A 25,083-nucleotide genomic window follows, 5' to 3' on the forward strand; every position below is an offset into this window, starting at 1 on the left:
GTGTTGATAGCGTTGGCTTCATGACTGAGCATCTTGACGTCCTCATCGTGGGCGCCGGCATCTCCGGCGTGAGCGCGGCCTGGCACCTGCAGGAACGCTGCCCGACGAAGAGCTACGCCATCCTCGAACGCCGCGCCGACCTGGGCGGAACGTGGGACCTGTTCAAATACCCAGGCATCCGGTCGGACTCCGACATGTTCACCCTGGGTTTCCGGTTCAAGCCCTGGCGTTCGGCGAAGTCGATCGCCGACGGCGCGTCGATCAAGGCCTACATCAAAGAGACCGCGGTCGAGAACCGGATCGAGCCGAACATCCGCTACCGTCACCGGGTGGTGGCCGCCGACTGGTCCGACGCCGACAACCGCTGGACCGTGACCGTCGAGAACGACGGTGGCCAGAGCGAGATCACGTGCTCGTTCCTGTTCGCCTGCACCGGCTACTACAACTACGACGAGGGATACTCGCCCACCTTCCCCGGCTCGGACGACTTCGGCGGCACCATCGTTCATCCGCAGCACTGGCCAGAGGACCTCGACTATGCGGGCAAGCGCATCGTCGTCATCGGATCCGGTGCCACCGCGATCACCCTGATTCCCGCCCTGGTCAATTCGGGGGCGGGGCACGTGACGATGCTGCAGCGTTCGCCGACCTACATCGGCTCGCTTCCCGGGGTCGATCCCTTCGCCGAGCAGGCCAACCGGCTGCTGCCCGACCACCTCGCGCACATGGCAAACCGTTGGAAAGCCATCGCATTCAGCACCTTTCAGTACCAGCTGTCCCGCAAGGCCCCGGGCTACATGCGCAAGACGTTGATGACCATGGCGCAGCGGCGCCTACCGGAGGGCTACGACGTCGAAAAGCACTTCGGCCCGCGCTACAACGTCTGGGACGAGCGGCTGTGCCTGGCACCCGACGGCGACTTCTTCCGGACCATCCGGCACGGCAAGGCCGACGTCGTCACCGACTCCATCGACCGGTTTACCAAGACCGGTATCAAGCTCACCTCGGGTGAGGAGCTGGCGGCCGACATCATCGTCACCGCAACGGGATTGAACATGCAGTTGCTGGGCGGGGTGAAGCCGACCCGCAACGGTGAGGACATCGACCTGACCTCGCTGATGACCTACAAGGGCCTGATGTTCTCCGGTGTGCCGAACTTCGCCATCACCTTCGGGTACACAAACGCGTCCTGGACGCTGAAGGCCGACCTGGTCTCCGAATTCGTCTGCCGACTGCTGAATTACATGGACGCCAAGGGACTTGACTTCGTGGAGCCCCAGCATCCGGGCAACGCCGTTGACGAGTTGCCGTTCATGGACTTCACTCCCGGCTACTTCCGGCGTTCGATGCATCTGTTGCCCAAGTCGGGCTCGCGGGCACCGTGGCGACTCAAGCAGAACTACTTCATCGACATGCGCACGATCCGGCGCGGCAAGGTCGACGACGAAGGCCTGAAGTTCGCGAAAAAGCCTGCCCCGGTAGCGGTTTAGCGGGTCACTCTCCTAGGGCGACGACGACGATCCCGTCGTCGTCGCTGTAGGCGACCTCGCCCGGCACGAACGTCACCCCACCCAGTGTGACCTCGACGTCGCGCTCACCGGCACCGGTCTTGGTGCTCTTGCGGGGATTGGTGCCCAACGCCTTGATGCCGATGTCCATGCCACGCAACGTGGCCGAGTCGCGCACCGCGCCGTTGACGATGAGCCCGGCCCAGCCGTTGGAGCGGGCCAGCTCGGCGATGACGTCGCCGACCAGCGCGGTATGCAGGGAGCCGTCGCCGTCGATGACCAAGACGCCACCGTCGCCCGGCGCCGAGAGCACCGATTTGAGCAGCGCGTTGTCCTGAAAACACCGCACGGTGCTGATCGGCCCGGCGAATTCGGCCCGACCGCCCAACTGGCGGAATTGCACATCACAACTGCGTACGTCGGGTCCGATGCTGTCTACGAGGTCGGCCGTCGGCCGGAAGGACACCGTCACTTCTGACACGTTAGATGCTTGCCGCTCAGCGGCGACGCAACTGGCGGATGAGCAGAATGGCCAGCAAGCTGACGGCCAGGGCAACGATGAGCGGCACCGGAGATTGACCCGCCGCCGGGCCCGCGACCGCGGGAGAGACCGGGTTGTTTGCGGCCTCCACCGTGGACTTCGCCTGTGCGGCAGCATCTTTGGCGGCAGCAGTGAGGTCGCCATTGCTTTCGGCGCGCTGCTGCACGTCGACTGGCTGCTCGGGTGGTTTCGGCGGCGCGGGTTCGGTGTTCTTTGCCGGCACCTTCTTGGGGGGTGCCTTCTTGGCCGGCACCTTCTTGGCGGGTGCCTTTTTCGCAGGTGCTTTTTTGGCGGGCGCTTTGGCGGCCTTTTTCGCCGCCTTGGCGGGCGGTTTCTTCTCCGGCGGGATGCCGGCGCCGTCGGGTGCGCTGTCGGTTGGGTCCTGCGGGTCTGCCATGCGGCCGCTCCTTGAGCTTCCTCTGTCGTCGTTCCCCCACTGGGTTCAAGGTCCCATCATGCCAGGACGCGTCGCCGCACCTCGGTCGCCGGTCGCCGGCCGCCGCTCTCACCGCCGGCCCCGCGCCGCCCACCACGCGCCGCCGGCGACGAGCGCCACCGCAACCGCCACGAACGGCCAGACCGGGAGCGCGCCGCCGCCGTCCGGGCGCGCCGCGGGGGGTCCGGGCGTGCCGGTGCCGGGCACGGTGAGCCGAAACGACCACGACCCGGACACCGCGTGGCCATCGGCGGACGTGACGCGATAGTTCACCGTGTACGTCCCGGCCGGTCCGAGTGTGCGCAGGGCGATGCCGACCACCGCACCCTGCACGGCGGGCTCTCCCGCGGACCACACGTTGCCGTCGGGCCCGACCACCGTCATGGCGGCGAACGTGGTTTGCAACTGCTCGTTGAAAGTGGCGCTCACCCGCTGCGGACCGGTCGCCAGCGCCGCATCGGCCGCGGGATCGGTGGAGATGCGGGTGGCGTGTGCGGACGCGGCCGGCGCGGTCAGCGCGGCGATCACGAACATGATGCCGACGCACGCGCCCACCGCCAGGCGCCTCATGCCCGCCGGCGGATCAGTGCGATCGCGATGCCTGCGGCCGCGACCACCAGAGCCGCGCCTCCCAGCAGCCGGGCGGTGTTGTCGGCCGCAGTCGATCGCGCCGCGGCCGGCGCGGGGGTGGGTGACCCGTGGTGTTGGTGCGGGCCCGCCGGGGCGGTGGCGAGGGTGAGCATGGGCACCGGGTGCTCCGGCTCGCTCCCGTCGGGCAGCGGCCGCTGATCCCAGTTCACGATGGTCCCGTCGGCATAGGTCTGCGCGGCGGGGAAGCTGACGGTATCGGTGTCGGGCAACTTCACCGACAACCGGAACAGCCCGAATTGATCCGGTCCGATTCCGCCGTTGGGGGCGGCCGTCCACGTCACTGAGCGCACGGTCCCGGACGCGGCGTCACGGTCGAGCTTGGCCGTCCAGCCCGGCAGACTTTCAGTGCGAGCCGCTGCGACGTTGGGAAGCATGATGGTCAACGCCGTGGTGAACGCCCCGGTGTTCGACTCGTTGGGCACCTGGAACGTGACGATCGCCATGGCCCCGCGTACAGCGTTGTCGCTGCTGGCGTGCACGTGTGCCCAGGCGGCGGGGGTTTGCGCCGCCGCTCCGAAATAGAGGGCGACGGCCGCCGAGATCGCGATCAGGCTGCGCGGGATCGACCTGCTGCGGATTGACATGCCGGGTGCTGCGTTCCGTGCGGGTATCAGCTCAGCCCGAGGCGGGCCATCAGGTCCGCCTCGATCCCGTCGAGCTGCGACGAGATGGCGGCGTGGGCCGCTCGGCGCCGCGCGGCCGGCATGTTTTCCGCGGCGGTGATCGCCGCTGACAGATCGGTGAGCCGCTCGGCGATCGCGGACACGAACTGCTTGGTCTCGGCATCCTTGGGCTTCTTGTCCTGCACCATCCGCAGCGACTTTTCCGCCCCGGCGATGCGGGCCGACAGCTGGGCGCCGTGACCGGAGAACTGGCCGATCTGAGCCAACGGAATGCCGAGCTGATCCGCGCGACGCTGATCGATCAGCGCGCGGGCCGCCACGGCCGCCCGGTAGATGACGGGGGTGAGGATCGGCGCGAGTAGCCGAGACACCGTCAGCACCCGCCGGATTCGTGTCGGTGCGAAGATCTTGCCCTCCCGCGCGGCTTTGAGTTCTGCCTCAGCGACTTTCAATGCATTGCGGTCGCTGTCTCGTTGCGCCTTGATCCGCGCACGCAACGCCTTGCCCTCCGCCCGTTGAGCGGATTTGACGCGGCGAACCTCGTGTTTTGCGGCCAGCTTGGCCTCGAGCTTCGCGCGGGCCTTGATCGCGCGGGCTTCAGCGCGACGCATCGCGCGACTCTTTCGCTTGCGGAACAGGCCCATTCCCGGCCGCCTCCCGGTTATCTCGTGGATTCGCTCTCGCGGTTGCGCGATCCGCTGAGCCAACCCTAATCGGAATGGGCGGGCGGCAGCCCTCCAGGGCGGCCCCTACGGCCGGTGCCGGGCGTGGACGTCAGGCGTCTAAGTGTTCGGCCCGACGCAACTCGTTGACCCGCTCCATGACCTCGCGCTGCGCCTCGGAGGACAGCTCCGCCGTGCGCACCGCGATGCGGCGCACATTGTCGTCGCGCGTCGTGGCCAACCACGACAACTCCCTGTCGAGCCTCTCGTAGTACTCGTCGTCGGTGAAGTAGGCCGACTTGATCCGGAAGAAGTTGGCCAGAGCGGCCATGGTCGCCGTCGACGGGTTGGTGCGGTTACCGGAACGCAGCTGGGAGAGGTAGGGAGCCGACATCGTTATGCCCTCCGCCTTGAGCGCCGCGATCACTTCCGCGGAGGTGTGCGGCCCGCGTCCGGGCGGATACACCGTGTCGAACAGGCGGTTCAGGCGAGCAGCGAACGTCGTGCTCATTGATATGACCTCCACTTGGCTGTAGAAGTGAACTATTACCTAGGTGTATTTGCTGATCATGGTAGCGAGGCTTGGTGACCGTAACCAGGTGCAAACCCGGAGGGAACGCCGACCGGCATAGCTGACGCCTACCAACTCCTCACTTGACGAGCGTCTAACTGATTCGCTGGGGTGTCCACTAATTCGATGAAACTCACAGGTTATCCGCAGAATTCGACACTCGTTCCGAAGTGGCGGGCGAAAGGCCTGCTTACGGATTCGAAAATATGTTGCGCAGTGCTGGGCGATCGCACCGCAACGGATCAGCAACCTGGGATGATTTAGCACGCCATTTGCTGCCGGGTGCGAAACCCGCCCCGTGGACTGCCGCGCTGCCCGGCAGACGGCAGCCGGAGTCCGGCGACCGAGGCGGCGTTAACTTAGCCGGTGTGCGGTCGTCCCGCGCCGATTGCCGCGACGGTTCGGCGGCGCCGCAGCGTCTGCGCGACGGCGAATACGGCAGCGGACAGTCGCCACCGCGATGGTCGCGGCGACGGCCACCCAGCGCCAGCCCAAAGCGCTGTCGAACAGCATCCACAGCCCGAGAGCGAGGAACAGCAGGCTGGCCGCCACGTGCAGCAGTTTTTCCGGAAGGCGCCGATGCAGCAGCCGTCCCGCGGCGATCGCCAGGCCATCGGCCAGCACCATGCCAGCCGTCGAGCCGATCCACACCCCGACCCAGTCGTGATCGCCGGCCAACGTCACCGTCGCCAGGGCGGTCTTGTCGCTCATCTCCGCGAGCGCGAACGACGACACCACGGTCAGGAAGGCGAATCGCGGTTCGCGCGGCTGCGACACCGCCTCGTCAGTCGCCGCGGCCTCACGCCAAGCCCATACCGCGAACGCGAGGAACGCGAGGGCCGACGCGAAGGCCAGCGGCCGCGCCGGCAGGGCGGCGCCCAGGAAGTGGCCGACGGTCACCGAAACGCCGTGCACTGTGAACGCGGCGAGCGCCACCCCGGTCAGCACCACCCACCACCGGTAGCGCAGGGCGTAGGTCATGGTGATCAGCTGGGACCTGTCGCCGAGTTCTGCGACGAACACCACTCCCAGGGTCAACAGCGTGGCGGCGAGCATGTCGGACGACCTTTCGACACGTCGTCGACGACCGGGCAAGTCATCGAACTCCGGTCGAAGGTCTCGCCCACCGGGTGACCCGGTTCGCCGGTCGGGCTGTGCGCCAGTATGTCGACTCGACGATTAGGGGCTACTCCCCTTCGCTAACGGTCCCAGGTTAATGGGCTCATTCGGCGTCCGCCAGCGGGGCAGTGGAGTTCGGTCAGCCGTATTTCTGGCATTCGAGTCCCGAACTGCTAACGGGCATTTCGTTATGCAGCGAGCAGCATTGCCAGTATCGCCGTATCGGGGTGCGTGATCGGGTCGACACCGACCCGGCTCACCATCGAGGTGATGGTGCCGTCGGCTTCCGCTTCCACCCACGCCGCCCGATGCTCGAGTCCCAGATATGGCAATCCGGGCAGCAGTACGCATCCCGAGGCCGCCCCGGTGCATTCGGGCAGTGACGGCGTGGTTTCCGACGGCGGGTGCAACATCAGCAGGGCCGGGGGCTGATGATCGGCGAAATAACCTGGCTGGATAGCGGATTCACCAAATACCGTTCCCTCGGCCAGCACCAGGCCGACCGTGCCCGGCTCGGGCTCGTCCGGCAGTTCCTCACGGGCTCCGAAGACCGTTGTGGTGGAAAGCAATCCGGGCAAAGACGCGATCCTGACCGCGACCATGAGCAGCTGGGCCCATTCTTTAGTCGAATCGGGCCACCGCCCGGAGATCACGAACCCTTTCAAGGCACCACGAGAATGGAACGGAGAAACCCCGATAGGCTTATCCGACCCAGTTTCCATTTCGACCTCCGCGCGACGCCTCCGCTTGGAATAACCACACTGGTAAGCCCGAATAATTAAGCATGCCTGCGGTTTAGGCGCGGTGCAACACGACACGGTCAGCAACGCTGACGCACGCTTTCACGGAGTCGATTTTATGGTCAAACAAACGACTGGGGCGCCGCGCAAACCGCGCGACGCCCCCGCCGATCGAAATGAAAGTCAGCCGAAAATCAGACCCTGGGTTTTCGAGGTCGCAGCCGCGTACCGCTTCTGCACGTCCGCCCAGTTGACGACGTTCCAGAACGCCTTCACGTAATCCGCCTTGACGTTCTTGTACTGCAGGTAGAAGGCGTGCTCCCACATGTCGACCTGCAGCAGGGGGATGATGCCGAGCGGAACGTTGGCCTGCTGGTCGTACAGCTGGAAGGTCAGCAGCCGGCTGCCGAGGGTGTCGTAACCCAGGACCGCCCAGCCCGACCCCTGCAGGCCGTTAGCGGCCGCGCTGAACTGCGCGCGGAATCGGTCGAAGGATCCGAACGCGTCATCGATCGCGGCGGCCAATTCGCCGGTCGGCTTGTCGCCGCCGTCCGGCGACAGGTTCTTCCACCAAATCGAGTGGTTGACGTGACCGCCCAAGTGGAAGGCGAGGTTCTTTTCGTTCAGGAAGATCGCAGCGTGGTCCTCGTTGGCGCGGGACTCTTCGAGCTTGGACAGAGCGTCGTTCACGCCTTTGACGTACGTGGCGTGGTGCTTACTGTGGTGGATCTCGTTGATCTGCCCCGAGATGTGCGGTTCCAACGCTGCATAGTCCCAGTCCAAGTCGGGCAGGGTGTATTCAGCCACGGCATTCCTTTCTTCGGTTATCGTCTTGACGCTCAGTCGCGCGGGACCGCCTCACGGCGGCCAGCCGTTGTCAACCCTGCTCCATGACCGCGCGCTCCGCAAGAACGACCCCTGTGAGCCGGAACGCGGATACCCCCTCAGCGGCAATTCAAGACAAGACGATGACCGCGAGCACCGCGAGCAACGCCAGAGCGATCAACCCCGCGCGCAGTGCGGCGATGCTGTAGCTGTGATTCCACGCCGGCGAGCCGCAGTACGACTTCGACGGGCCCGGTGAACCCGGACCGAACGAATGCGTGGTCATCACTCGCCTTCCACCCAAGTCACCTCGCGCCAGTGAGGTGAGTCACAAACACATCGCGCGAACGCGATCATAGCGCTTCGTGGCGAGCTTGCGAAATAATGCGCTGACCTGTGGGTTGGCGATAACCGCAGAACATTCGGGGGAAACGGGTCGTCGGCTGGCACGGCCGTACCATTGCTTAGCAAGGCAATCCATTTCGCTCAACGGCCGGTGCGGGGCTGTCTTGGCGTGGTTACAACCCCCGGGGCGTTATCCACAGAGACACCACGGTCTGCCACCAGAGGCTGTAGTGATGCGTTCCTTACCCACTACAGGGGTGTGGATAAACCTGTGGAAACTGTGGATAGCCTCAGGCGGCTCAATCGGTTGCCGAGCCCGCTCGAAACGGTCTCGGTCACGGGTCCCGCACGGCCCGCTGCCCGTGTCCCTCGGCCCGCGTCGGGACGGCGTTAGTCTGGTCCGGTGATCCAGGTGTGCTCCCAGTGCGGCACGCGCTGGAACGTGCGCGATCGACAGCGCGAATGGTGTCCCCGCTGCCGCGGAGCACTGATGGCGCCAGCGCCGGGTGCCCCGCCGGCCGACCCGCGGTGGAGTGCGCCCGGTGCACCGACGCAGGCTCGCCCCTCGGCGACGCCGAGGTGGCAGCGCACACCGCCGCGGCTGCCGCCCGGCTACCGCTGGATAGCGGTGCGGCCCGGTGCCGCGCCGCCCAGTCGGCGCGGCCGCCGTCCGCTCGGGCCCACGCCGCGCTACGCGGTCATACCGCGCTGGGGTTTGGCCGACCGCGTCGAGCAGACGCCGGCAGCTGCACCAGCACCTGCCCAGGCGGGGCCGCCGGCGCAGATCGTCCGCACCACGTCCTTCGTCAGCGTGCTGGTGCTCAGCATCGCCGCCCTGGTCTACGTGGTGCGCTATGTGCTGCTGGTGATCAACCGGAACACCTTGTTGAACTCGTGGGTGGCCATCGGAGCCGACTGGCTCGGCGTGCTCGCCAGCGTGGGCGCGGGTGCGGCGGTGATTGCCTCCGGCGTGGTGCTGATCCGATGGATGATCGCCCGCCGCGCCGCCGTGTTCGCCCATCATGGATTGCCTGAGCAGCGCTCGACGCGGGCGCTGTGGGCGGGCTGCGCCGTGCCGCTGGCCAACCTGCTGTGGGCACCGGTGTACGTGATCGAGCTGGCACTACTCGAAGAGCACTACGCCCGCCTGCGCCGCACCATCCTTCAGTGGTGGGGCGCGTGGTTGTGCAGCTACGCCGTGTCCATCGCGGCCATCGCGACCAGCTTCGCCACCGACGCCCAGGGCATCGCCAACAACACCGTTCTGATGGTCTTCGCGTACCTGTTCGCGGCCGCCACGCTGGCCGCCGCCACCCGCGTCTTCGAGGGATTCCAGCGCAAACCCGTCGCACGTCCCGCGCATCGCTGGGTCGCGGTTCCCGATGACCGGCCCGCCGCGCCGGCGTCGGCCGACCCAGTTGAGTTGAAGGGGCAGGAACCGGCAGCATAGGGGTATGACGTGGGCCGACGAGGTGCTCGCCGGGCACCCCTATGTCGTCGCACACCGCGGCGCCTCGGCCGCGCGGCCCGAACACACACTGGCCGCCTACGACCTCGCGCTCAAACAAGGCGCCGACGGCGTCGAATGCGATGTTCGACTGACCCGCGACGGCCATCTGGTGTGCGTGCACGACCGTCGGCTGGACCGGACCTCGACCGGGGCGGGTTTGGTCAGCACCATGACGCTTGCCGAGCTGCGCGAGCTCGAGTACGGGGCGTGGCACAACAGCTGGCGAGACGACGGCACGCACGGTGACACCAGTTTGTTGACGCTGGACGCGCTGGTTTCACTGGTGCTGGATTGGCATCGGCCGGTGAAGCTGTTCATCGAAACCAAACACCCCGTCCGGTACGGCTCGTTGGTGGAAACCAAGCTGCTCGCGTCGCTGCATCGTTTCGGCATCGCCGCGCCCGCGTCGGCGGACCGGTCCCGCGCGGTGGTGATGTCATTCTCGGCGTCCGCGGTCTGGCGGATCCGGCGAGCCGCGCCGCTGCTGCCCACGGTGCTGCTCGGCAAGACCGCGCGCTACCTGACCAGTGGTGCGCCCACCGCCATCGGCGCCACCGCCGTCGGGCCCTCGCTGACAACGCTGAAGGACTATCCCCAGCTCGCCGACCGCGCCATCGCCCAGGGCAGGGCGGTCTACTGCTGGAACGTCGACGACTACGAAGACATCGATTTCTGCCGCGACGTAGGGGTGGCGTGGCTCGCCACGCACCACCCGGGTCGCACCAAGGCATGGTTGCAGGGCAACCGTGCGGGCGAGGGTAGCGGTTAGACCGGCCGCTATTGCTGGTCGCCCGACGCGTCCCGAGGCACTGGCGCGTCGGACGCCAACGACTGGAACAACCTGGCGGCCTCGTCGTGATTCCAAACCACGACCGAACCGGCGTCGCCGCTGGTGAACTGGCCGATCGGGACGGTCATGGTGGTGGCCGCCCCGTGCAGTGCCCAGCCGAGCCGGGCCAGATCCCAGACGTGGTCGAACCGGTCGACGGTCAGTGCGTCGGCGGCTGCGCGCGGCACCGAATACCAGCGCCACGGATTGAGCCATACAGCGGGACTGGTAGCCCGATGCAGCAGCGCCGTAACGAACTGCCGTTGATTGACCATCCGGTCCAGGTCGGCCCGTGGGGTGTCGCGTGACCTGACGTACCCGAGCGCGCTGCGGCCGGTCATCGTCTGGCAGCCGGCCGGCAGGTCGATACCGGCCAACGGGTCGTTGAACGCCGCCTTCGGGCAGACGGTCACCCCGCCGAGCGCGTCCACCAGCGCGGCGAACCCGCCGAACCCGATCTCGGCGTAATGACCGAGGCGCAAGCCGGTGGCCTGCTCCACCGTCCGAACCAGCAATTCGGCACCACCCATCGCGAACGCGGCGTTGATCTTGTCCTTGCCATGACCCGCGATGGGCACGTAGGAGTCGCGCGGTATCGACACCATGGTCGTCGGCGCTCCGGATCCGATGCCTGGCACGTGAACCAGCAGGATCGTGTCGGTACGACCGTTACCGATGTCGCCGCCGGTAGCCAGATCCTGTTGTTGCTCGGCGCTGAGCCCCTGGCGGCTGTCCGACCCGACGATCAGCCAGTTGGTGCCCCGGCCGGCTGCGGGGCGGTTTGGGTAGTCGGCGAGCACCTGCTCGCGGTGCAGTTTGTAGTCGAACCAGACGGCTCCGGCGATGATGCCCGCGCCGATCAGCAGTACGCCCACCAGCAGGACCGACACCACCGTGCGGACCCAACGGAGCTTGCCTCGCTCCCGGGAGGTGCTCGGCGCCTGCGGTCGGAGTGGCCGTCCCCGCGCCGCCGGCGCAGCGGCGGCAGGTGGGGGTGGTGTCGCTTGTCGGTGCAGCGGCTGGGTCTCCGCGGTCGGTGACGGCCCAGCGGCGGCCTGACGGCGGATAACCTGCCCCGGTTCGAGGCCCGGTTGCCCGGCACGCGGACGCGCCGGCGGGCTCGACCCCGGAGGTCGTCGGCGCTGCGGTGATCGGTCGCCGTTCACCTGGTTAACGTACGTGCCCCGGGCGCCGCCGCGCTGGTACGCCGCGACTTTGGCTAGCCGCGCGCGCGAAGCCCGTTGATGAACGGGCATCCCATCAGCACCCGGATGGCCTGGCTCAGGCCGGTCATGTCGTCGACCGCTTTGTGGAACGGCAGCCGGACGTCGTGATCGCGGTCGTCGCCCTCGACGCGGAACCGGACGCCGTAGCGGTCCAGGCCCAGGGGTCGCACGTGCCCGCGCCGCAGGGGCGCCGGGAGCCTGGACACCAGTCGCGCCAGGACATCACTGTGGGCGGTGTCCAAATGCCACAGCAGGTTCGACTCGAGCGCGCAGAACGGGTCGGGCCGGGCTTCCAGCAGGTCGGCCACGCTCACCGGCTCCGCGCCGGAGGCATCGGTGACGACCACCGAAGCGATCTCGAGCCGCAACAGCGTGTAGCGCGGCTCCCCGCTTTCGGTTGGGGCGCATCGCGGGGTGTCGACGCCCAGCAGGGCCGGATTAGGGCACTCGGCGGCGATCAGGTCGAGCGTGTCAAGGACCTCGGTCGGGTGCACCTCGTGGAGGTGCCCGCGCACCCAGACCAGCGAACGAACCGGTTCGCGCAGCGGAAGCGGCGCGTAGTCGGTGAGCTCCAGCAGCGCCGGGGATCCCGAGATGGGTCGCGTGAGCTCGCGTTCCCGTTCGACGGGAACTGCCAGCGCAACCGATCCGTCATCCATCAGGTGATGCACGGGGGTGGCGACCGGGTCGTCATGCTCGATGGCCAGCAGCGCGCCGCTGGCGCGCACACAGGCGCTGCGGATCCGTTCGGCGGTGGTCGGGGCGGGGCAGCTCAGCGGTAACACCATTCTCATCCTTCGATTAGGTAAGCCTAAGTTAACTTACCCGGCGCTGACGCCGCAAGAGTTTTCTGGCCTGCACGCCGCTAGGGTTGGGACGTGGCCCGCATCGCATACCTCGGTCCGGAGGGGACGTTCACCGAGGCGGCGCTGCGACAGATCACCGCCGCCGGCCTGGTCCCAGGCCACGACTCGGGCGAAGTCCAACCGTCGCCGGTCGAAAGCAACTCCGCGGCGCTGGATGCCGTGCGCGATGGCGCCGCCGACTACGCCTGCGTCCCGATCGAGAACTCGATCGACGGTTCCGTGACGCCCACGTTGGACAGCCTGGCCATCGGCTCACCCCTGCAGGTGTTTGCCGAAACCACGCTGACCGTCGCGTTCAGCATCGTCGTCAAACCCGGCCGCGGCGCTGCGGACGTGCGGACGCTGGCGGCCTTCAGTGTGGCGGCGGCCCAGGTGCGCCACTGGGTGGCCGCCAATCTGCCCGACGCCAAGCTGCGGCCCGCGTACTCCAACGCCGACGCCGCCCAGCAGGTGGCCGAGGGACACGTCGACGCCGCCGTGACCTCGCCGCTGGCCGCCGCCCGCTGGGGGCTGGCCACCCTGGCCGAGGGAGTCGTCGACGAACCCAACGCCCGCACCCGCTTCCTTCTGGTCGGGCGCCCGGGGCCACCGCCGGCCCGCACCGGAGCCGATCGCACCTCGGTGGTGCTGCACATCGACAACGCGCCCGGCGCGTTGCTGGCTGCGCTCGCCGAATTCGGCGTCCGTGGCATAGACCTGACCCGCATCGAATCCCGGCCCACCAGAACCGGACTCGGCACCTACCGATTTTTCGCCGATTGTGTGGGCCATATCGACGACGACGCGGTCGCCGAGGCACTCAAAGCGCTGCGCCGTCGTTGTGCTGATGTGCGATACCTAGGGTCCTGGCCCACCGGCTCACCCGCCGGCGCGTTGCCGCCGTCGGCCGACGATGCCGCGCGCTGGCTGACGCAGCTGCGCGACGGAAAGCCCGACGGGCAGGGGTCGCAACGGTGAGCGGGCGGTTGATCCTGGTGCGACACGGCCAGTCTTTCGGAAACGTCGAGCGCCGACTCGACACACGCCCGCCGGGGGCGGAGCTGACCCCGTTGGGCCGCGACCAGGCGCGCGCGTTTGCCCGCCGTTCGGGGCGCCCGGCGATGCTCGCACACTCGGCGGCCACCCGGGCGTTGCAGACCGCCGCGGTGATCGGGGGCCAGCTCGAATTGCCTGCCACCGAGGTGGCCGGCGTCCACGAGGTCCAGGTCGGGCGGCTGGAAAACCGCAACGACGACGACGCGGTCGCCGAGTTCAACGCAATCTACGAGCGTTGGCACCACGGCGAGCTCGACGTCGAACTACCCGGTGGCGAAACCGGCAACGACGTGCTGGACCGTTACGTGCCGGTGCTCACCGATCTGCGCCTGCGCTACCTCGACAACCACGACTTCCACGGCGACATCGTCCTCGTCAGCCATGGCGCGGCGATCCGCCTGGCCGCGGCGGTGCTGGCCGGCGTGGAGGCCGACTTCGCACTCGACAATCACCTGGACAACACGGAATCGGTGGCATTGACCCCGATCACCGACGGGCGGTGGAGTTGCGTGCGCTGGGGAAGCTTGACGCCGCCGTTCTACCCGGAGGAAGAAGCGACCCCGGTCGCGGACGCGGTGCGGTCAAGCACCGACCCGATGGGCTGACCTCTCGGTCAGACGGCCAGCGCGACTACTTCGGCGCATGCGCAGCCGACGGCGTCGCAGTCGATGACGAAGGCGTGCGGCAACAACTCAGGACTGAAGCAGTCCGGCTCCGTGCATTCCGACCGGTGCAGCGCATGGTGAATGATGGTGCCGTGACAGTGATCTAAGCCTGCCCGGCAGTCGCGGCAGTCAATGCTCATAGGTGAGTTCATAGCACCCGGCGCGGACAAATCCGGGATGCCGCGCCCGGAAATCCGCGGGCGTGCGAGGTACTCAGGCCCAGCCCAGCTCGTGCAACCGGTCGTCGTCGATGCCGAAGTGGTGCGCGATCTCGTGGATCACCGTGATTGCCACCTCCTCGACGACCTCACCCTCGGATTCGCACACGTTCAGCAGCGCCTCGCGGTAGATGGTGATGGCATCCGGCAACGAGCCGAAGTAGTCGGAGTCTCGCTCCGTCAGCGCCACCCCCTCGTACAGCCCGAGCAGTTCGGCGTCTTCGGGATGGCGGTCTTCGACCAGGACAACGACGTTGTCCATGGCGGCCGCCAGCTCGGGCGGGATCAGGTCGAGGGCGTCGGAGACCAATTCGTCGAAGCGCTGCGGATTCATCCGCACGGACACCCGACTAGCCTCCCGGCGGCGGCCCGGCGGGTGGCGCCTCCGGTGCGGGGTTCGCCGGCGGCGCGGGTTGGGGTGCCGGCGCGGGCGCCTCGGGTGCCGGATTGGCCGGTGGGGCACCGTTATCCGCCGGCGGCGGGGCCTGCTGGGCGGGCGCCTGCTGGGCCGGGACCTGCTGCTGCGGGGCCTGCTGCGGTTGCTGAGCCGGCTGCTGTCCGGGCAGGTGCTGGTTGTTCGGCGGGATCTCCGGGGCCGAGCCGGGACCGGGGCCGGACTGGGTGGACGGCGGCTGCGCCGGGACCTGAAGGGGAACCGGCGGCATGGTGAGCCGCTCTTCGGGAATGTCGGGCGGCGGCACCGGCGGTTGGCCGTTGATCAGCAGCTGACCCTTGGCGCTGTTCAGCAGGGTGGCCCAGCCGCCGTTGCCCAGCGTCGCGCCGATGCTGCAGGCCACTGCGCGGCTGCCCGCCGTCCAACTGGCCAGCGGCACCGTCGGATAGATCAGCGTCAGGGTGGTGGTGCGCAGCTTGACCGGCGCCAGATATGCGTCCGTCATCTTGGTGCACGAGTCTTTGATGAAGCCGTCCTGGTCGGGCTCGGCGGGCAGGCCCTTGGGGAACTTCTCGGCCAGGTTGACCGTGCCGGTGACTTCCATCGCGTGCGGCGCCGCGCAATCAACCGGCGCGTCGGTCGGCTGGTTGGTCGCCGAATCGATACCCAGGCACGTGCCGGCCGGCCACACCTTGGACTGGTCGACATCGGCGACCTTGCCCTTGAAGGCCTGCTGCTGATTGCTCATGCCGGGCAGCTGCAGGCCGCACAGCATGCGGCGATCGCCGGACTGGCGCCAGGCTCGGTCGCCGGGCCACAGCAGGCTGACGGTGAACTTGCTGTTCGGATCGAACTTGGGGCCAAGGTAATTGCGGACGGCGGCCTCGCACTGCTCCTGGGTGATCTGCTGGATGCGCGCAGGCGTCGGCGGCGCAGCGTTCGGCCCGTACTCGGCGCCCGGGAACGTCCGCATGTCAATGGATTCGGCGACCTCGAACTTGTGGTCGTCGCCGCAGTTGACGATCTTCGCCGATTCCGGAGTGGTGTCCGGCCACATCAGGCATTCCCCGGTGGCGGCCCGGTTGAAGGCGGCGTCGCCCTTGGTGCCGGTGCTGCGCACCGGGCTGCTGTCGAGGAACCGTCCCGATCCGGGGCCCCCGACCGGGATCGCGGTGACCAGCCCTGCGATCAACAGCCCGCCGAGCGCGGTCAGCAGTAGCGCGCGCCGGGTCGCCCGGGCCTGCAGGCTGCGCGGCCACAGGAAAGCCGAGGGCTCCTGACCGGACGACTCATCGATCGAGGCGACGGACGACTCCGCCCCCCGGCCTTCTGAAAGTTCTTTCTCGGGCGCTTGCGACATCCGCTCCATTCTGACAGCAGCATCTGAGATGCGTGACGAAAGTTACTGATGTGAGTCCTGCGGCCATCGCGGGTGGATGCTCTGGCAGTAAGCCCGAAGGGATGAAAGTAGTCTCAGGGCCGTGATCGACCTGAAGCTGCTCCGGGAGGACCCCGACGCCGTGCGCCGCTCCCAACTCAATCGTGGCGAGGACCCGTCGCTGGTAGACGCCCTGTTGTCGGCCGACGCCGCCCGCCGGGCGGCGATCTCTACCGCGGACTCTTTGCGGGCCGAGCAGAAGTCCGCGAGCAAGAGCGTGGGCGCGGCGTCTCCTGAGGAGCGCCCGGCCAAGCTGGCGCGCGCGAAGGAGTTGGCCGAGCAGGTGAAGGGCGCCGAAAGCGCCCAGGCCGACGCGGAGACGGCGTTAATCGCGGCGCACATGGCCATCTCCAACGTCGTTATCGACGGGGTGCCCGCCGGTGGGGAGAACGACTTCGCCGTCCTCGACGTGGTGGGCGAGCCCGCCGCGATCGACAACCCGAAGGACCACCTGGAGCTCGGTGAATCGCTCGGGCTCATCGACATGCAGCGAGGGGCCAAGGTGTCCGGGTCGCGGTTCTACTTTTTGACCGGCAACGGCGCACTGCTCCAGCTGGGGCTGCTGCAGCTCGCGTTGCGGCTGGCCGTCGAGAACGGCTTCATTCCGATGATTCCGCCGGTGCTGGTGCGTCCGGAGGTGATGGCCGGCACCGGATTCCTTGGCGCGCATGCCGACGAGGTCTACCGGGTCGAGGCCGACGACCTTTATCTGGTGGGCACCTCGGAGGTGCCGCTGGCCGGCTATCACTGGAACGAGATCCTCGACCTGTCCGGCGGCCCGCTGCGCTATGCGGGATGGTCGTCGTGCTTCCGTCGCGAGGCCGGCAGCTACGGCAAGGACACCCGGGGCATCATCCGGGTGCATCAGTTCGACAAGGTCGAGGGCTTCGTCTACTGCACACCCACCGACGCCGAGGCCGAACACCAACGGCTGCTGGGCTGGCAGCGCGAGATGCTGGCCCGAATCGAGGTGCCGTATCGGGTGATCGACGTCGCCGCGGGCGATCTCGGCTCGTCGGCCGCCCGGAAATTCGATTGCGAGGCTTGGGTTCCCACACAGGGCGCCTACCGCGAGCTGACGTCGACGTCCAACTGCACCACCTTCCAGGCCCGCCGCCTGGCCACCCGGTATCGCGACGAGGCGGGCAAACCGCAGACCGCAGCCACCCTCAACGGCACGCTGGGCACCACGCGCTGGCTGGTGGCGATCCTGGAGAACCACCAGCAGCCCGACGGCAGCGTGCGGGTGCCCGAGGCGCTGGTGCCGTTCGTCGGCGCCGAGGTGTTGGAGCCCGTCGCTCGATGACCACGATCGGAACGCCACTGTCACCGGATGCGACCAAGGTCATGCTGCTCGGCTCCGGCGAGCTCGGCCGCGAGGTGGTGATCGCGCTGCAACGCCTCGGTGTGGAGACCATCGCGGTCGACTCCTACGACAACGCGCCGGGCCAGCAGGTCGCCCACCATGCGCGGACCATCACGATGTCGGATCCGAACCAGCTCAAGGCCCTGATCGAGGCCGAAAGACCTGATGTGGTCGTTCCGGAGATCGAGGCCATCGCCACCGGGGCACTCGAGGAACTGGAAGCGACCGGCGCCGTACGGGTGATCCCCACCGCCCTCGCGGCGCGCCTGACTATGGACCGTGCGGGAATCCGACGCCTGGCAGCCGAGACCCTCGGCCTGCCCACCAGCCCGTACCGGTTCTGCGATTCGCTGCCCGAATTGCAGGCGGCCGCCGAGGTGATCGGTTACCCCTGTGTCGTCAAGCCGGTGATGAGCAGCTCGGGCAAGGGCCAGAGCAAGCTCGACGGACCCGACCACGTCGCGGCGGCCTGGGACCATGCGATGGCCGGAGGCCGAGTCAGCCACGGCCGCGTCATCGTCGAGGGATTTATCGACTTCGATTACGAGATAACACTATTGACGGTCCGGGCGCCCGGCGATGACGGTGAGGTGTGCACCCAATTCTGCGCACCGATCGGCCACAAGCAGGTCAGCGGCGACTACGTCGAGAGCTGGCAACCGCACCCGATGTCAACCGCGGCGCTGGAGAACGCGCAGCTAATCGCCCGTGCCGTCACTGAAAGACTGGGCGGACAAGGGATTTTCGGAGTCGAGCTGTTCGTCAAGGGTGACCACGTGTGGTTCAACGAGGTCAGCCCGCGGCCGCACGACACGGGTATGGTCACGATGATTACCCAGTGGCAGAACGAATTTGAGCTGCACGCCCGCGCCATTCTCGGTCTTGCGGTCGACACCACATGCAGGACGCCGGGTGCCAGCGCGGTGATCTACGGCGGTGTGGACGCCAAGGGCGTGGTGTTCGACGGCGTGGACGAGGCGCTCCGTGTCCCGCACACGGACCTGCGCCTGTTCGGAAAGCCGGAAAGCTTCGTCAAACGGCGCATGGGTGTCGCACTGGCCTACGGCGAGGACGTGGGCACCGCGCGGCGCAACGCGGTCGAGGCGGCAAGTCGGGTCAGGCCGCGACCGGTGTGACCCCAGTGCGGTCGTGCCGGCGCTGGCGTTCCATCGTCGCGAAGTAGAAAGCGAACGGAAACGCGAAGCTGGTGAAGAAGCTGGACAGGAAGAACAGCCATGGGCGCCGGATGCCGCGCCGGAGGCCGTCGACGATGGTAAACACCGGCATCAGAATGACATTCGCGATCATGTAATCCTGATTTCCCGAGCCGCAGGCCGGTGTGGCGAACTGCCCCTTGATGAATTCTGGGTAGCTGGCCGGCCCGGAGATCAGGTTGCCCTGCCCGTGCGCCGCCATCACGAAGTGGATGTTGAACCAATATCCCAACGCGATCGACGCTATGCCGGCGACGTAATACACGCATTCCAACGGCGAAAGCCACGGCCCGCCTTCAGGTCTGGCGTAGATCTTCGGGTTGGACGCGATGATCCCGGCGATGCAGGCAAGTCCTAGCAGAAAGTGAACGATGATGGAGGCCATGGGCGAAGTGTCGCTCGCAATTGAAAGTTTTGTCAATATTGTCAAAAGAAGCGGAATGGCAACTGATTGTCTTGGTACCTTCGTTCCATGGTCAGGCCCGCGCAGACGGCGCGCAGCGAGCGCACTCGTGAAGCGTTGCGGCAGGCCGCACTGGTGCGATTCCTGGCCCAGGGCGTGGAGGACACGTCCGCCGAGCAGATCGCCGCGGACGCCGGAGTGTCACTGCGGACGTTCTATCGCCACTTCAGCTCCAAGCACGATCTGCTGTTCGCCGACTACACCGGCCTGCATTGGTTTCGCTCCGCCCTGGATGACCGGCCGAACGAAGAACCGATCATCGATTCGGTGCAGGCGGCCATCTTCTCGTTCCCGTATGACGTGGACGCCGTGACCAAAATCGCCAGTTTGCGCCAAGACGAGCTGGATCCCGGCCGTATCGTCCGCCACATCCGGGAGGTCCAGGCCGACTTCGCCGACGCCATCGGAGCGCAGTTGCAACGGCGCAGCCGCAGGGCCAACGGCAGCGCGGATCCGACGGCGGACCAACGGATGCGTGCCGCGGTGACCTCCAGATGCATTGCGGCCGCGGTGTTCGGCGCGATGGAGGTCTGGATGGTGAGTGACGAGCGGTCCCTGGGCGAACTCGCGCGGCTGTGCCATGCGGCGCTGGAGTCGTTGCGAGCCGGTATCACCGACTCCTGGGTCACGGCCGCGGCGCGTCAAGTTTCGTCATAATTGACAAAACTTTGCCGTCATGCGAGCCTCCATTCCGGAGGGCAGGACATGACTGATTACGACGCGATAGTTATCGGTGCCGGCCATAACGGGCTGACCGCGGCCGTGCTGCTGCAGAAGGCCGGACTGCGGACCGTGTGCCTGGATCCCAAGCTGTACGCGGGCGGCATGGCCTCAACCGTGGAGCTTTTCGACGGCTACCAGTTCGAGATCGCCGGCTCGGTGCAATTCCCGACGTCCCAGGTGGTGGTCGACGAGCTGGGCCTGGACACCATACCCACGATCGACCTGGAAGTGATGTCGGTGGCGGTGCGTGGTGTCGGTGACGATCCGCTGGTGCAGTACAGCGACCCCCTCAAGCTGTTCACCCATCTCAACGAGGTGCACGGGGCGGACGCCGTCAACGGCATGGCGGGGCTGATGGCCTGGAGTCAAGGGCCCACCCGCGCTCTGGGCCGATTCGAAGCCGGCACGCCGCCCAAGAGCATCGACGAGATGTATGCGTGTGCCACAAACGAATTCGAGCGCTCGGCGATCGACGACATGCTGTTCGGATCGGTCACCGACGTGCTGGACCGTTACCTGCCGGACCACGAGAAGCATGGAGCACTGCGCGGCTCGATGACCGTGCTGGCCGTGAACACGCTGTACCGGGGTCCCTCCACACCGGGAAGCGCGGCCGCACTCGCCTTCGGCCTCGGCGTTCCCGACGGCGACACCATGCAGATGAAGAAGCTGCGGGGCGGCATCGGCGCCCTCACCTCGCACCTCTGCGACGTGCTGGCCGGCCACGGCGGTGAACTTCGGTTGCGTACCAAGGTGACCGAGATTCTGGTCGCCGACGGGCGGGTGACCGGGGTGCGCACCGAGGCGGGCGAAGCGTTGAATGCCCCGATCGTGGTCTCCGGCGTCGCGCCGGACGTCACGCTCAACGAGATGATCGAGCCCGCCGCGCTGCCCGCCGACATCCGGGAACGCTATGCGTGCATTGACCACCGCGGCAGTTACCTGCAGATGCACTTCGCGCTCGAGGAGGCTCCCGTCTTCGCCGCACCCTACGAGGCCCTCAACGAGCCCGCCATGCAGGCCTCGATCGGCCTGTTCTGCACTCCTGAGGAAGTCCAGCGGCAATGGGAGGATGCGCGGCGCGGAATCGTCCCGGCCGACCCGACGGTGGTATTGCAGATTCCATCGCAAAACGACCCGGACCTCGCGCCCGAGGGTAAGCATGCCGCGTCGGCGTTCGCGCTGTTCTTCCCGATCGAGGGCGACGTGGACTACGGGCAGGCCAAGGTCGAAATGGGCCAGCGAGTGATCGACAAGATCACCCGGCTCGCCCCGAATTTCGAACGCAGCATCATCCGGCACACCACCTTCACGCCCAAGCACATGGGCGTGATGTTCGGCGCCCCCGGCGGCGACTACTGCCACGGCTTGTTGAATGCCAACCAAATCGGGCCCAACCGGCCTGGCCCGCGGGGTTTCCTCGGCCAGCCGATCCCGATCGAAGGGCTCTATCTGGGCAGCGCGGGCTGCCACGGCGGGCCGGGCATCACCTTCATCCCCGGCTACAACGCGGCGCGCCAAGCGCTCGCCGACCGGAGCCGCGCGGAGACGTCCTAACCGCGCTGGCCCAGCAGCTCGTCCAACAGGGCGGTGAACTCGTCGGGACGCGCCGGGGTGAACGCTGGGGAGGGCCGCGTGCCCGGCACGTCCAGCGTGATCAGCTTCGACTTGAACGGCCGGCTGATGTCCAGCGGCAGCCAGCGGCGAAAGTCCGAGCTGCCCCATATCCGGAACCGCTGGGTGAAGAGCCCCAGGTCTTCAGCTTTGTATCCCCGGATCGCCTCGAGTGCGATCACCTTCGACGTCCCCGAAGGAAAGTGGTAGCGGCGCAACGTGATCGCCGTACGGTCCAGCTGGACCAGGCCGTCGTCGTAGGAGTCGTTCACGCCAGCGAGCTCCGCAGTTGATGACCCTTCGCGGTCAGGCAGCGCCCGTCGTCCAGCCGCCACTGCCACCCGTGCAGGTTGCAGGTCAACGTGTTTCCCTCGACCACGCCGAATTTCGACAGGTCGGCCTTGAGGTGTGGGCAGCGGCGCTGAATCTCCCAGCCGTCCAGCGTGACCGAGGCCGAGTCATCGTGAGTCTCGGCGAACCAGCCGTCGGCGTAAGCGATCCGCTCGTCGGTCAGGCACTTGAAGAACGTGTAGAGGTACTCGTTGTAGCCGCCGACTCGCCAGGCCCTGAAACGGGTCGACAAGAAGATGGTGTTGACCCAGTCCGGCTCGCCGTCGCGCAGCACGGTGCGGACCAACTCCGGTGCTATCGCGAATCCGTAACGGACTTTCTCGTCCGGGATACGTTCCCGCACCGCCCGTTTCGGGAAGTCAAGGATTACGGTCTCCGGCCCGAGCGCCAGTTCGACGGGGTAGCCGATCCCGTCGCAGATCTCGTCGCTCTGCGACATGATCGGCTCGAACAGGGCGCGCAGCGGTTCCAGCAGCGGTTCCCCGCTCGCCGGCGCCCAGCTCGCCCGCTGCGCGGCGAGGACGGGTGCCATCCGCTCGGCATACTCGGCGATGTAGTCGGCCTTGCCCGTGGTGAAGATGGCCTCCACCTCGTCGGTGGGCAACGGATGGGTCAGCGAATTCAGGGCGGAGCCGGTGAAGTCGCCGGTTGACCCGGGGATCATCAGCAGCCCGCCGTCGTTGCCGTGCCTGCGCATCTGATCCAGGAAGACCATCTGGTCGGGAAAGATGTTGGCCGGATCGCCATGGTCGTCGTTGAGGTCGCGTAGCTCCGGATCCAGGAAGCAGGGCGGGCCCGCGGACGGGACCACCCAAGTCGCCCCGACCTGGGCGAGGTACTGGCGGGCGCGGTCCATCTGCCGCTGCCGCTTCTGGACGCCGAACGACTCCTTGGCGCGCGCCGGCATGTCGTAGACCATCGGGTACCAGATGGCCCCGGAGTACTGCAGCAGGTGCACATCGATGTTCCCGAACTCGGACGTCAGCACGTCCAGATCCACCGGCCGCGCGTCATTCATGTTGAAAACCGTTGTCACGCCGTCGGAGACCAACAGCGCCGAGTCACCGATCGGGCCGTCGGCCGGTGCCCGCAGGGCGATGATCATGACGTCAAGGTCGCCGCCTGCGCCGCTGAGCCGCTGCTTGACCGAGTTGCTGGTCTCGAAGAACCGATGAAAACCCAGCTTCTGCAACTCATTTCGCAGATCGGGCACCGGGAAGTCCGGCAGCAACACCACCGCGTCCTTGTTGACATGCTCGGCCAGATGCTTCGCGTCGAAGTGGTCCTTGTGCAGGTGCGACACATACAGATAGTCGCAGTCACCCAGGTCGTCCCAGTCCAGGGTGCTGTTGTCCGGGAACGGGAACCAGGACGCGAAGTACGCGGGGTTGACCCAGGGGTCGCAGAGGATGCTGCCCGCGTGGGTCTGGATCAGAAATCCGGCGTGGCCGACGCTGGTGACCTGCACTGATACCTTCCTGGGGCCGGTAGAAGGCCGTTACGGCCTCGGCCGGGGATGACGGCTTTCCAGCCCCCGAGCTTAGCGCGGGCCGGCGCCCTCGGCCTGTCACCCGCCGTCCGGTGACGGCGCACGGCCGGGAGCATTAGGCTGAACTGCTGTGGAACCGGTTTACGGGACTGTCATTCAACTCGCCCGCCTGGTGTGGCGCATCCAGGGTCTGAAAATCACGATCGCGGGTGAGGAGAACGTGCCGAAAAGCGGCGGTGCGGTGATCGCGATCAACCACACCGGCTACCTGGACTTCACCTTCGCGGGATTGCCGGCCTACAAGCAGGGCCTGGGCCGCAAGGTGCGGTTCATGGCCAAGCAGGAGGTTTTCGACCACAAGATCACCGGGCCGATCATGCGCAGCCTGCGGCACATCTCGGTGAATCGGCAAGACGGCGCGGCCTCCTTCGAGTCCGCCGTCCGGAACCTCAAGGACGGCGAGCTGGTCGGCGTCTATCCCGAAGCCACGATCAGCCGCAGCTTCGAGATCAAGGAATTCAAATCGGGGGCCGCCCGCATGGCCGTCGAGGCCGGGGTGCCGATCGTTCCGCACATCGTCTGGGGCGCCCAGCGGATCTGGACCAAGGATCACCCGAAGAAGCTGTGGCGCCCGAAGGTTCCGATCACGGTGTTGGTCGGCGAACCGATCGAGCCGACGCTGGGCATCGAGGAACTCAAGGGGCTGCTGCATTCGCGCATGCAGCATCTGCTGGAGCGCGCGCAGGAACTGTACGGGCCGCACCCGGCCGGCGAGTTCTGGGTGCCGCACCGCTTGGGCGGAGGCGCTCCCTCCCTGGCGGAAGCGGCCCAGCTGGAGGCCGAGGAGGCGGCCGCCCGGGCGGCCCGGCGGGCCCGGTCCGCAGGGGCGCCGGAGCAGTAATCGATGGTGGAGCCGACCTTCCGCGCTTTGGAGCTGCTGGCTCATCTTCTGGTGAAGGCCACCGGCACCAGGATCACCTACGGCGGTGAGGAGCAGATTCCCGAGCGGGGCGGCGCCGTGGTGGCGATCAACCACACCGGCTATGTCGACTTTCTGCCCGCAGCGCTCGCCGTGCACCGCCGGGGACGCCGGCTGAGGTTCATGATCAAAGCCGAGATGCAGCGGGTCAAGCCGGTCAATTTCCTGATCAAGCACACCCGCACCATCCCGGTGGACCGTGGCGCAGGAGCCGGTGCCTACGCGGTCGCGGTGCAGCGGCTACGCGAAGGTGAGCTGGTGGGGGTGTATCCGGAGGCCACGATCAGCCGCAGCTTCGAGCTCAAGGAGTTCAAGTCCGGTGCCGCGCGGATGGCGATCGACGCGGACGTCCCGATCGTGCCGGTGATCGTCTGGGGAGCGCAGCGAATTTGGACGAAGGATCACCCACGGAATGTGGGCCGCGCGAAGGTACCCATTACTGTGCAGGTAGGCGCGCCGGTTCGGGCGCGCGAAAACATCGTGCAGACCGACGCTGCCCTGCGCGACTCGATGACCACCTTGCTGCACCGGGCGCAAGAGCACTATCCGGGCGAGCCCGGAGCGTATTGGATGCCGCGCCGGCTGGGCGGCGGAGCGCCGACGCCGGCCGAGGCCGCTCGCATTGAAGCCACCGAGGCCGCGGCTCGATCGGCTAAAAGCGCCGAGCACCCGCCGCAGTAGG

General features: G+C 67.3%; 28 protein-coding genes and 1 pseudogene. 11 read left to right on the forward strand and 18 right to left on the reverse strand.

Annotation, left to right across the window (positions count from 1 at the left end):
• Nucleotides 1–20: 20 nt before the first annotated feature.
• A complete protein-coding gene (locus VFW69_RS21885; RefSeq protein ID WP_526504515.1) occupies nt 21–1,490 on the forward strand; it encodes a flavin-containing monooxygenase in 1,470 nt (489 codons plus the stop codon).
• A 4-nt stretch (nt 1,491–1,494) separates the two neighbouring features.
• Here the strand turns inward: VFW69_RS21885 and rraA are convergent, their stop codons facing one another.
• From rraA to VFW69_RS21935, 10 genes are all read right to left on the reverse strand, one after another.
• Nucleotides 1,495–1,980: a ribonuclease E activity regulator RraA gene (rraA, locus tag VFW69_RS21890; protein ID WP_526504517.1), complete on the reverse strand. Its 486-nt coding sequence runs from the start codon at nt 1,978–1,980 to the stop codon at nt 1,495–1,497.
• A 25-nt stretch (nt 1,981–2,005) separates the two neighbouring features.
• Nucleotides 2,006–2,446, reverse strand: coding sequence for an Rv3852 family protein (locus VFW69_RS21895; protein ID WP_526504519.1), 441 nt, complete (start codon nt 2,444–2,446; stop codon nt 2,006–2,008).
• A 108-nt stretch (nt 2,447–2,554) separates the two neighbouring features.
• Nucleotides 2,555–3,055, reverse strand: a complete 501-nt coding sequence (locus tag VFW69_RS21900; RefSeq protein WP_526504521.1) for a copper resistance CopC family protein — start codon at nt 3,053–3,055, stop codon at nt 2,555–2,557.
• The gene (locus VFW69_RS21905; RefSeq protein WP_526504523.1) at nt 3,052–3,720 is read right to left on the reverse strand and encodes a YcnI family protein; all 669 of its coding nucleotides are present in this window, start codon (nt 3,718–3,720) and stop codon (nt 3,052–3,054) included. The genes VFW69_RS21900 and VFW69_RS21905 overlap by 4 nt, the downstream gene beginning before the upstream one ends.
• A 26-nt stretch (nt 3,721–3,746) precedes the next feature.
• Nucleotides 3,747–4,403 (reverse strand): DUF6474 family protein, encoded by a 657-nt coding sequence (locus VFW69_RS21910; RefSeq protein ID WP_526504525.1) that lies wholly within the window; start codon nt 4,401–4,403, stop codon nt 3,747–3,749.
• A gap of 130 nt (nt 4,404–4,533) precedes the next feature.
• Nucleotides 4,534–4,932, reverse strand: coding sequence for a transcriptional regulator (locus VFW69_RS21915; protein WP_526504527.1), 399 nt, complete (start codon nt 4,930–4,932; stop codon nt 4,534–4,536).
• A gap of 414 nt (nt 4,933–5,346) precedes the next feature.
• A complete protein-coding gene (locus tag VFW69_RS21920) occupies nt 5,347–6,048 on the reverse strand; it encodes a TMEM165/GDT1 family protein (protein WP_526504529.1) in 702 nt (233 codons plus the stop codon).
• A 251-nt stretch (nt 6,049–6,299) separates the two neighbouring features.
• Nucleotides 6,300–6,833 (reverse strand): peptidase, encoded by a 534-nt coding sequence (locus tag VFW69_RS21925; protein WP_526504531.1) that lies wholly within the window; start codon nt 6,831–6,833, stop codon nt 6,300–6,302.
• Between the two features lie 201 nt (nt 6,834–7,034).
• Nucleotides 7,035–7,658, reverse strand: coding sequence for a superoxide dismutase (locus VFW69_RS21930; protein ID WP_526504533.1), 624 nt, complete (start codon nt 7,656–7,658; stop codon nt 7,035–7,037).
• 148 nt (nt 7,659–7,806) lie between these two features.
• Nucleotides 7,807–7,962: a hypothetical protein gene (locus VFW69_RS21935; protein ID WP_197694341.1), complete on the reverse strand. Its 156-nt coding sequence runs from the start codon at nt 7,960–7,962 to the stop codon at nt 7,807–7,809.
• Between the two features lie 462 nt (nt 7,963–8,424).
• Between VFW69_RS21935 and VFW69_RS21940 the strand changes: the two genes are divergently transcribed.
• Entirely contained in the window at nt 8,425–9,471 is a 1,047-nt protein-coding gene (locus VFW69_RS21940; RefSeq protein WP_526504536.1) for a DUF4328 domain-containing protein, read from the forward strand.
• A gap of 4 nt (nt 9,472–9,475) precedes the next feature.
• Complete coding sequence (locus VFW69_RS21945) at nt 9,476–10,300, forward strand: glycerophosphodiester phosphodiesterase (protein WP_526504538.1); 825 nt, start codon at nt 9,476–9,478, stop codon at nt 10,298–10,300.
• Nucleotides 10,301–10,308: 8 nt separating this feature from the next.
• Here the strand turns inward: VFW69_RS21945 and VFW69_RS21950 are convergent, their stop codons facing one another.
• The gene (locus VFW69_RS21950; protein WP_526504540.1) at nt 10,309–11,526 is read right to left on the reverse strand and encodes an LCP family protein; all 1,218 of its coding nucleotides are present in this window, start codon (nt 11,524–11,526) and stop codon (nt 10,309–10,311) included.
• Nucleotides 11,527–11,579: 53 nt separating this feature from the next.
• The gene (locus tag VFW69_RS21955; RefSeq protein WP_526504542.1) at nt 11,580–12,374 is read right to left on the reverse strand and encodes a DUF2470 domain-containing protein; all 795 of its coding nucleotides are present in this window, start codon (nt 12,372–12,374) and stop codon (nt 11,580–11,582) included.
• Nucleotides 12,375–12,464: 90 nt separating this feature from the next.
• On the opposite strand from VFW69_RS21955, the gene pheA reads away from it, so the two are divergent.
• Both pheA and VFW69_RS21965 read left to right on the forward strand, forming a co-directional pair.
• Entirely contained in the window at nt 12,465–13,409 is a 945-nt protein-coding gene (pheA, locus tag VFW69_RS21960; protein ID WP_526504545.1) for a prephenate dehydratase, read from the forward strand.
• Nucleotides 13,406–14,092, forward strand: coding sequence for a histidine phosphatase family protein (locus VFW69_RS21965; RefSeq protein WP_526504547.1), 687 nt, complete (start codon nt 13,406–13,408; stop codon nt 14,090–14,092). The genes pheA and VFW69_RS21965 overlap by 4 nt, the downstream gene beginning before the upstream one ends.
• Before the next feature lie 8 nt (nt 14,093–14,100).
• On the opposite strand, the gene VFW69_RS21970 is transcribed toward VFW69_RS21965, so the two are convergent.
• From VFW69_RS21970 to VFW69_RS21980, 3 genes and pseudogenes are all read right to left on the reverse strand, one after another.
• A complete protein-coding gene (locus VFW69_RS21970) occupies nt 14,101–14,292 on the reverse strand; it encodes a hypothetical protein (RefSeq protein WP_526504585.1) in 192 nt (63 codons plus the stop codon).
• A pseudogene (locus VFW69_RS21975) lies at nt 14,293–14,716 on the reverse strand (metallopeptidase family protein); the annotation flags it as partial.
• A gap of 4 nt (nt 14,717–14,720) precedes the next feature.
• Entirely contained in the window at nt 14,721–16,133 is a 1,413-nt protein-coding gene (locus VFW69_RS21980) for a septum formation family protein (RefSeq protein ID WP_526504549.1), read from the reverse strand.
• Between the two features lie 112 nt (nt 16,134–16,245).
• On the opposite strand from VFW69_RS21980, the gene serS reads away from it, so the two are divergent.
• On the forward strand, nt 16,246–17,508 hold the full coding sequence (gene serS, locus VFW69_RS21985; protein WP_526504551.1) for a serine--tRNA ligase: 1,263 nt from the start codon (nt 16,246–16,248) through the stop codon (nt 17,506–17,508).
• On the forward strand, nt 17,505–18,704 hold the full coding sequence (gene purT / locus VFW69_RS21990) for a formate-dependent phosphoribosylglycinamide formyltransferase (protein WP_526504553.1): 1,200 nt from the start codon (nt 17,505–17,507) through the stop codon (nt 18,702–18,704). The genes serS and purT overlap by 4 nt, the downstream gene beginning before the upstream one ends.
• On the opposite strand, the gene VFW69_RS21995 is transcribed toward purT, so the two are convergent.
• Nucleotides 18,685–19,167, reverse strand: a complete 483-nt coding sequence (locus tag VFW69_RS21995; RefSeq protein ID WP_526504555.1) for a DUF2834 domain-containing protein — start codon at nt 19,165–19,167, stop codon at nt 18,685–18,687. The genes purT and VFW69_RS21995 overlap by 20 nt on opposite strands.
• A gap of 87 nt (nt 19,168–19,254) precedes the next feature.
• On the opposite strand from VFW69_RS21995, the gene VFW69_RS22000 reads away from it, so the two are divergent.
• Nucleotides 19,255–19,902 carry a TetR/AcrR family transcriptional regulator gene (locus VFW69_RS22000; RefSeq protein WP_526504557.1) on the forward strand — a complete coding sequence of 216 codons (648 nt, stop codon included), beginning with the start codon at nt 19,255–19,257 and terminating at the stop codon, nt 19,900–19,902.
• A gap of 48 nt (nt 19,903–19,950) precedes the next feature.
• Nucleotides 19,951–21,525 carry a phytoene desaturase family protein gene (locus VFW69_RS22005; RefSeq protein WP_526504559.1) on the forward strand — a complete coding sequence of 525 codons (1,575 nt, stop codon included), beginning with the start codon at nt 19,951–19,953 and terminating at the stop codon, nt 21,523–21,525.
• Here VFW69_RS22005 and VFW69_RS22010 read toward each other — a convergent pair.
• Both VFW69_RS22010 and VFW69_RS22015 read right to left on the reverse strand, forming a co-directional pair.
• Complete coding sequence (locus VFW69_RS22010; protein WP_526504561.1) at nt 21,522–21,854, reverse strand: hypothetical protein; 333 nt, start codon at nt 21,852–21,854, stop codon at nt 21,522–21,524. The genes VFW69_RS22005 and VFW69_RS22010 overlap by 4 nt on opposite strands.
• Nucleotides 21,851–23,401 (reverse strand): Rieske 2Fe-2S domain-containing protein, encoded by a 1,551-nt coding sequence (locus VFW69_RS22015; protein ID WP_526504563.1) that lies wholly within the window; start codon nt 23,399–23,401, stop codon nt 21,851–21,853. Before VFW69_RS22015 ends, VFW69_RS22010 begins: the two co-directional genes overlap by 4 nt.
• Before the next feature lie 151 nt (nt 23,402–23,552).
• On the opposite strand from VFW69_RS22015, the gene VFW69_RS22020 reads away from it, so the two are divergent.
• Nucleotides 23,553–24,323 (forward strand): lysophospholipid acyltransferase family protein, encoded by a 771-nt coding sequence (locus VFW69_RS22020; RefSeq protein WP_526504565.1) that lies wholly within the window; start codon nt 23,553–23,555, stop codon nt 24,321–24,323.
• A 3-nt stretch (nt 24,324–24,326) separates the two neighbouring features.
• On the forward strand, nt 24,327–25,082 hold the full coding sequence (locus VFW69_RS22025; protein ID WP_526504567.1) for a lysophospholipid acyltransferase family protein: 756 nt from the start codon (nt 24,327–24,329) through the stop codon (nt 25,080–25,082).
• The last annotated feature ends 1 nt before the right edge of the window (nt 25,083 follow it).

Origin of the sequence: Mycobacterium sp. (genome assembly GCF_036273375.1) — a bacterium.
Taxonomy (GTDB): domain Bacteria; phylum Actinomycetota; class Actinomycetes; order Mycobacteriales; family Mycobacteriaceae; genus Mycobacterium.